Origin of the sequence: Streptomyces sp. NPDC127084 (assembly GCF_042724175.1) — a bacterium.
Lineage (GTDB): Bacteria > Actinomycetota > Actinomycetes > Streptomycetales > Streptomycetaceae > Streptomyces.
This window is the reverse complement of the sequence record NZ_JBHXFA010000246.1, coordinates 1-6,729: the sequence shown is the minus strand read 5'-3', so window position 1 is coordinate 6,729 and position 6,729 is coordinate 1. Positions and strand designations below refer to the sequence as shown.

The 6,729-nt window shown below is 69.7% G+C and carries 2 protein-coding genes; both read left to right on the top strand.

Annotated features, from left to right (window positions below; all coding sequences use genetic code 11):
• Positions 1 to 3,665, top strand: a 3,665-nt coding sequence (locus tag ACFWI9_RS32130; protein WP_387168181.1) for an amino acid adenylation domain-containing protein, incomplete at its 5' end; no start/stop codon positions are given.
• The coding region (locus tag ACFWI9_RS32125) for an amino acid adenylation domain-containing protein (protein WP_387168178.1) at positions 3,662 to 6,729 on the top strand (3,068 nt) is incomplete at its 3' end. The genes ACFWI9_RS32130 and ACFWI9_RS32125, both read left to right, overlap by 4 nt.

Genomic DNA, 6,729 nt, shown 5'->3' with positions numbered 1-6,729 from the left:
ACGCACACCAGGACCTGCCCTTCGAACGCCTCGTCGACATCGTCAACCCCGAACGCTCACTCTCCCGCCACCCCCTCTACCAGGTCATGCTCACCCTCAACAACGAGCGTGAGCACAGCGCGAACGCCGTACCCGACAGCCTGGGAGGGCTCACCGCGACACCGGAGGCCGTGGGCGCCGGTACGGCCAAGTCCGACCTGCTCTTCGGCTTCGCCGAGCTGCGCGGGGACTGCGGCGGTCTCATGGGGCTGCAGGGCCTGGTGGAGTTCAGCACCGACCTGTTCGAGCCCGGGACCGCCTCCGCTCTCGCCCAGCGTTTCGTACACCTGCTGGAGACGCTCGTCGGAGTGCCCGACCAGCCCCTGTCCTCGTACGACGCGCTGACGCCCGTCGAGCGGGACAAGGTCCTCAGGGCGTGGAACGACACCGCGCAGGAGGAGTCCGGCGCCTCCGTGGCCGACGTGTTCCGCGCAGTGGTACACGATGCCCCCGACGACGTGGCCGTCGTCTTCGGCGGAAGCACCCTGACGTACGCCGAACTGGACCGGCGGTCGGACCGGTTGTCCCTGCTGTTGGCCGAGCGGGGGGTCGGGCCCGAGAAGTTCGTCGCTGTCGCCCTGGAGCGCTCCGAGTCCTGGGTCGTGGCGCTCCTCGCCACCCTCAAGGCCGGCGGAGCGGTCATGGCGCTCGACCCCAACTACCCGGCCGAGCGCATCGCTCTCATGCTGGAGGACGGCCGACCGGAACTCATCGTCACTCAGGCCGGTCTGCGCGACCTGGTCGCCCAGGACAGCACGCCGGTCCTCCTGCTCGACGACCCCGGGATCATGGCGACGGTGCTCCACGGCGGTGCGACCGCGCCCAGAAGAGTGCCGGTCTCTCCGCTCAGCCCGGCATTCATGGTCTACACCTCGGGGTCCACCGGCCGTCCCAAGGGCGTGGTGCTCCTGAACGAGGGCCTGCCGAGTCTGGTGTCGAGCACCATCGCCCGCCTGCGCGTCGGCCGGGGCAGCCGTCTCCTGCAGATGGTGTCCATGAGCTTCGACGCCGCGGTCTGGGACGTCCTGGCCTCGCTGCTGACCGGCGGCACGCTCGTCCTGGCACCCGGTGACCAGCCTCTGGGCAGCGAGATCGCCCGACTCGTCGGCGCGACCGGCGTGACCCACATGATGCTGCCACCCGCCGTCTTCTCCAGCCTTCCCGAGGAAGAGTTCCCGGCGGGCCTCACGGTCACCATGGGCGGCGACGTCCTCCCGCCGGCCACCGCACACCGCTGGGCTGCCCGGCACCGGGTGATCAACCTGTACGGGCCCTCCGAGGTCACCGTCGCGGCCACCTCCTGGGAGTACGAGTCCGACGAGGAGTTGCCCGTCGTCCCGATCGGCACCCCGTTCGACAACCAGAGGGTCTACATCCTGGACGGCCGACTGCGCGCCGTGCCGCCGGGCGTCGTCGGCGACCTGTGGATCGCCGGCGCCGGACTCGCCCGGGGCTACCATCGGGCGCCGGATCGGACCGCGGAGAGGTTCGTCGCCACCCCCTACGGCGCTCCGGGTGAGCGGATGTACCGCTCCGGGGACCTCGCCCGCTGGAGGCCCGACGGCACACTGGAGTTCGCCGGACGCGACGACGACCAGGTCAAGTTCGGCGGATTCCGGGTCGAGCTCGGCGAGGTGGAATCCGTACTGGCCCGCTTCCCCGGCGTTGCCCAGGCGGCGGCCACCGTACGCGAGGACAAGCCCGGCCACCGCAGGCTCGTCGGTTACGTCGTGCCCGAATCCGGGGCAGTGCTCGACCCAGAGGAGCTGCGGCACTTCGTCGCGGCGACCCTGCCGGCGTACATGGTTCCGTCCGCGTACGTCGTACTTGACGCGTTGCCCCTGTCGCCGAACGGCAAGGTCGACCGCGGCGCGCTGCCCGAGCCGAGGCACGAGCCCAGCCACGAGACGTCGCCCGCTCCTCGGAGTCACAGTGAGGAACTGCTGTGCAGGCTGTTCGCGGAGGTGCTCGGCCTCGACGCCGTCGGGCCCGACGACCGGTTCTTCGATCTCGGAGGCGACAGCATCTCGTCGATCCAGCTGATCGGCCGTGCTCGGGCGGAAGGACTCGGCCTCAACCCCCGTGACGTCTTCACACACCAGACCCCGGCGACACTCGCCGCCGCGGCACGGTCCGCCGAGGCGCCGTCCGGGGCCCCGGCGCCCGTCTCCGAGGAGGAAGGGCCGCTGCCGGTCACACCGGTGCTCAGCTGGTTCACCGAGCGCGGCGGCAGCGGCGAACGGTTCGCCCAGTCCCGGTTCCTGGAGCTGCCGGCCAGCAGTGGTCTGGAGAAGCTGCGGACCACCGTCGAGACGATCGTCCGGCGGCACGACGCGCTGCGCCTGACACTCGTCGGCGAAGGCGGCGGGCAGTCGCTGGAGATCCAGAACGAGGATGCGGTGGACCTGGCCGATGCCGTACGCCGCGTCGACCTGGCCGCGGAACCCGACGGCGGAGCCGCCCGCGTGGCGAAGGAGACCGATGCGGCCCGGGACCGGCTCAACCCGCGCGAGGGACGCAACGTCGAGGTGGTCTGGTTCGACCGAGGCCCCGACACGGCGGGGCTCGCCCTCGTGGCCATCCACCACTTCTCCGTCGACGAGGTGTCCTGGCGGATCCTGCTGCCCGAGCTGATCGAGTGCTGGAACGCGCTGAGCGAGAACCGGAAGCCGGAACTGCGCCCCATCGGCACCTCGCTGCGCCAGTGGACGCGCGCGCTGCACACCGCGGCCCGCAGCCCCGAACGGACCGCCGAGGCGACGGTGTGGAAGCACCTGCTCGCCGGCTCCGACCAGCCTTTGGGCAAGCGGCCGTTCGACCGTGACCGCGATGTCTTCGGCGCATCGGCCCGGCTGTCCGTGACCGTTGGGACGGGCGTCACCGAACGGGTGCTGTCCACCGTCCCCGCCGCCTTCCACGCCGCTGTCGATGACGTGCTCCTCACCGGCCTCGCCCTCGCGGTGACCCGCTGGCGCGGCGACGGCTCGGCCCTGCTGGTCGACGTGGAGGGCCACGGGCGGGATGAGGAACTGATGCCCGGAGCCGACCTGACGACGACCGTCGGCTGGTTCACCAGCGTCCACCCGGTGCGTCTGGACCTCAGCGGAGTGGACGCCGGTGACGCCATGAGGTCGGGCAAGGGCGCCGGTCAGGCGGTGAAGACGGTCAAGGAGCAGCTCCGTGCGGTACCGGGAGAGGGGACGGGCTACGGACTGCTCCGCTACCTCAACCCCGACACCTCGGGCGACCTGGCGGCGCTTCCCGCCCCGCAGATCGCCTACAACTACCTGGGCCGCACCAAGGGCCAGACGTCCGAGCCCATGACGCGGGGCACCGCCGGCGCCGAAGAGTCGCATGGCCCGCTGCTGCACCCGGTGGAGCTGAACGTGGTGGTCCGCGAGTACGAGGACGGCCCGTCCCTCACCGCCACCTGGACCTGGGCCACCGGCCTCTTCGACCAGGACCGGATCGCCGAGCTCGCCCACACCTGGGTCGAGGCGCTGGAGGCGCTGGCCGACCACGCGGACACCCCTGACGCGGGCGGACACACCCCGTCGGATCTGCTGGGAGTCGGGCTGAGCCAGAACGAAATCGACGCCATCGAGGCCGAGTGGAGGACTTCATGAGCAATTCAGGTCTGCAGGACATCCTGCCGCTCTCCCCGATGCAGGAGGGCATGCTCTTCCATCGGCTCTACGACGAGGACGCCCCCGACGTCTACGCCGTACAGCTGACCGTCGAACTCGAGGGTGAGCTGTCCGTGCCGTCCCTGCGGGCGGCGGCACGAGCGCTGCTCGTCAGACATCCCGGGCTGAGGGCCGCGTTCCGCCACGAGGGGTTGAGCCGGCCGGTCCAGCTCATCCCGAAGGCTGTACCACTGCCCTGGTACGACCATGACCTGACCGACCTCCCCGAGAGCGAACGCGAGGCGCGCCTCGCCGAGCTGCTGGAGGCCGACCGGTACGCGCCCTTCGACCTCATGAAGCCGCCCCTGGTGCGGTTCCTGTGCGTACGCCTCCTCGAGGACAAGCACGTGTTCGTCATGTCCAACCACCACCTCCTCTTCGACGGCTGGTCCCAGCCGATCGTCCTGCGCGACCTCGTCACCCTGTACGGCACCGGAGGCGATGCCTCCGGGCTGCCGCCGGTGCGCCCGCCGCGCGCCCACCTCGAATGGCTGTCCCGCCGGGACGCCGCCGCCGACCGTGCGGCGTGGGCCGAGGTCATGGAGGGCTTCGACGAACCCTCGCTGCTCGTACCCTCGGTCATCGGGGCGCCCCCGGCCCTGCCGGAACTGCTGGAACTCGCCCTGGACGCCGAAGCCACGGCGTCACTCACGCGACGGGCCAGGAGCCTGGGCGTCACTTCGAGCACCATGGTGCAGACGGCGTGGGCACTGGTACTGGCCCAGCACACCGGACGCGACGACGTGGTGTTCGGCGCCACGGTCTCTGGCCGCCCCGTCGAGGTCACGGGCGCCGAGACCATGGTCGGCCTGTTCATCAACACACTCCCCGTTCGGGTCCGGCTGCGCCCCGCGGAAACGCTCACCGGCCTGGTGACCAGGGTCCAGCGGGAGCAGGCCGACCTCATGCCGCACCACCACTACGACCTGCCGTCCATCAAGCAGCTCAGCGGACTGCGGGGCGACACACCGTTGTTCGACTCGCTGCTCATCTACGAGAACTACCCCTCCGCACCCACCGGAACAGTCGGAGCGGCCGAGGACGGCGGCGGGCTCCGTATCGCCGGGTTCCGGGGGCGCGACGCCACGCACTACCCGCTGACCCTGATGGTCATCCCCGGGAGCGAGCTGAACCTGCGCCTCTCCTATCGCCAGGAGCTCCTCGACGAGACCACCGCCCGAACCCTGGGCGAGCGCCTCTTGCGGGTGCTGCGCACGCTGGCGGGTGACACCGCCACACCGGTCGGCCGTCTGGACGTGCTGGAACAGCGCGAGCGCACTCTTCCCGCCGCCCACCGGGGCCCGGTGACCCCCGTACCGGTGAAGTCGTTGCCGGTGTTGTTTGAGGAGCGGGTGCGGTTGGTTCCGGGTGCGCCTGCGGTGGTGTGTGGTGATGTGGGTTTGTCGTATGGGGAGTTGGACGGGCGGGTGAACCGTCTGGCTCGGTGGTTGGTGTCGCGTGGTGTGGGTGTTGAGTCGCGTGTGGTGGTGGCGTTGCCGCGGTCGGTGGATGTGGTGGTGGCGTTGCTGGCGGTGTTGAAGGCCGGTGGTGCGTATGTGCCGGTGGATCCGGGGTATCCCGCTGAGCGGATCTTGCATGTGGTCGAGGATGCGGCGCCGGTGTTGGTGTTGTCGGTGTCGGGTGCGCTCGATGGTGTGATCACGGCGGATGTGCCGGTGGTGTTGCTGGATGATGCCGGTGTGGAGGCGGAGCTTGACCGGTTGTCGGTGTCTTCGCTTGGTGTGGTGCCGGAGTTGTCGTCGGCGGCGTATGTGATTTATACGTCGGGTTCGACGGGGCGGCCGAAGGGTGTGGTGGTGCCGCATGGCGGTGTGGTGAATGTGCTGGCGGGGTTGCGGCATGTGGTGGCGGCGGATCGGGTGTTGGCGGTGACGACGTTCGCGTTCGATATTGCGGTGGTGGAGTTGTTCGCGCCGTTGGTGTCGGGTGGGTGTGTGGTGGTCGCGCCGTCGGAGGTGGTTGCCGATGCGGAGCTGCTGGTGGGGTTGGCGGTGCGGTCGGGGGTGTCGGTGATGCAGGCGACGCCGAGTCTGTGGCGCGAGGTGGTTGAGGTTGCCGGTGGGCGGCTGTCTGGTGTGCGGGGGTTGGTGGGTGGTGAGGCGTTGCCGGGTGAGGTGGCGTCGTTGCTGGTGGGTGAGTTGTCGTCGGTGGTGAATGTTTATGGTCCGACCGAGACGACGGTGTGGTCGACGAGTGCTGCGGTGACGGCTGGTGGTCCGGTGTCGATCGGTGGGCCGTTGGCGAATCAGCGGGTGTTTGTGCTGGATGAGTGGTTGCGTCCGGTGCCGGTGGGTGTGCGTGGTGAGTTGTATATCGCGGGTGCGGGTGTGGTGCGTGGTTATCACGGTCGTGCGGATCTGACGGCTGAGCGGTTTGTCGCGTGTCCGTGGGGTGGTGGGCGGATGTATCGCACGGGTGATGTGGTGCGATGGTCCGCGCAGGGTGTGTTGGAGTTCGTGGGCCGGGCGGATGCCCAGGTCAAGGTGCGTGGTTTCCGTATCGAGCTGGGTGAGGTCGAATCCGGGCTGCTGGCTGTCGAGGGTGTGGCGCGGGCGGTCGCGGTTGTCGATGGCGGGGTCCTGGTCGGCTATGTGGTGGCCGAGGCGGGTTCGGTGCTGGAAGGGAGCGCGGTTCGCGGGAGTGTGCGGTCGCGTTTGCCGGAGTACATGGTGCCGGCGGTGGTGGTGGTGCTGGATGCTGTTCCGCTGACTCCGAACGGGAAGGTCGACCGCCGTGCTTTGCCGGCTCCTGACTTCGCGGTGTCGGGTGTGCGGTCCCGGTTGGCGAGGACGCCCCGGGAGGAGATCCTGTGTGGCCTGTTCAGTGAGGTCCTGGGCCGTCCGGTCGGGGGTGTCGATGACAGTTTCTTCGATCTGGGCGGGCATTCACTGCTCGCGACGCGTCTGGTGTCGCGGTTGCGGTCTGTCCTGGGTGTCGAGGTGTCGATCCGCGAGTTGTTCGAGACGCCGACGGTGGCGGGTCT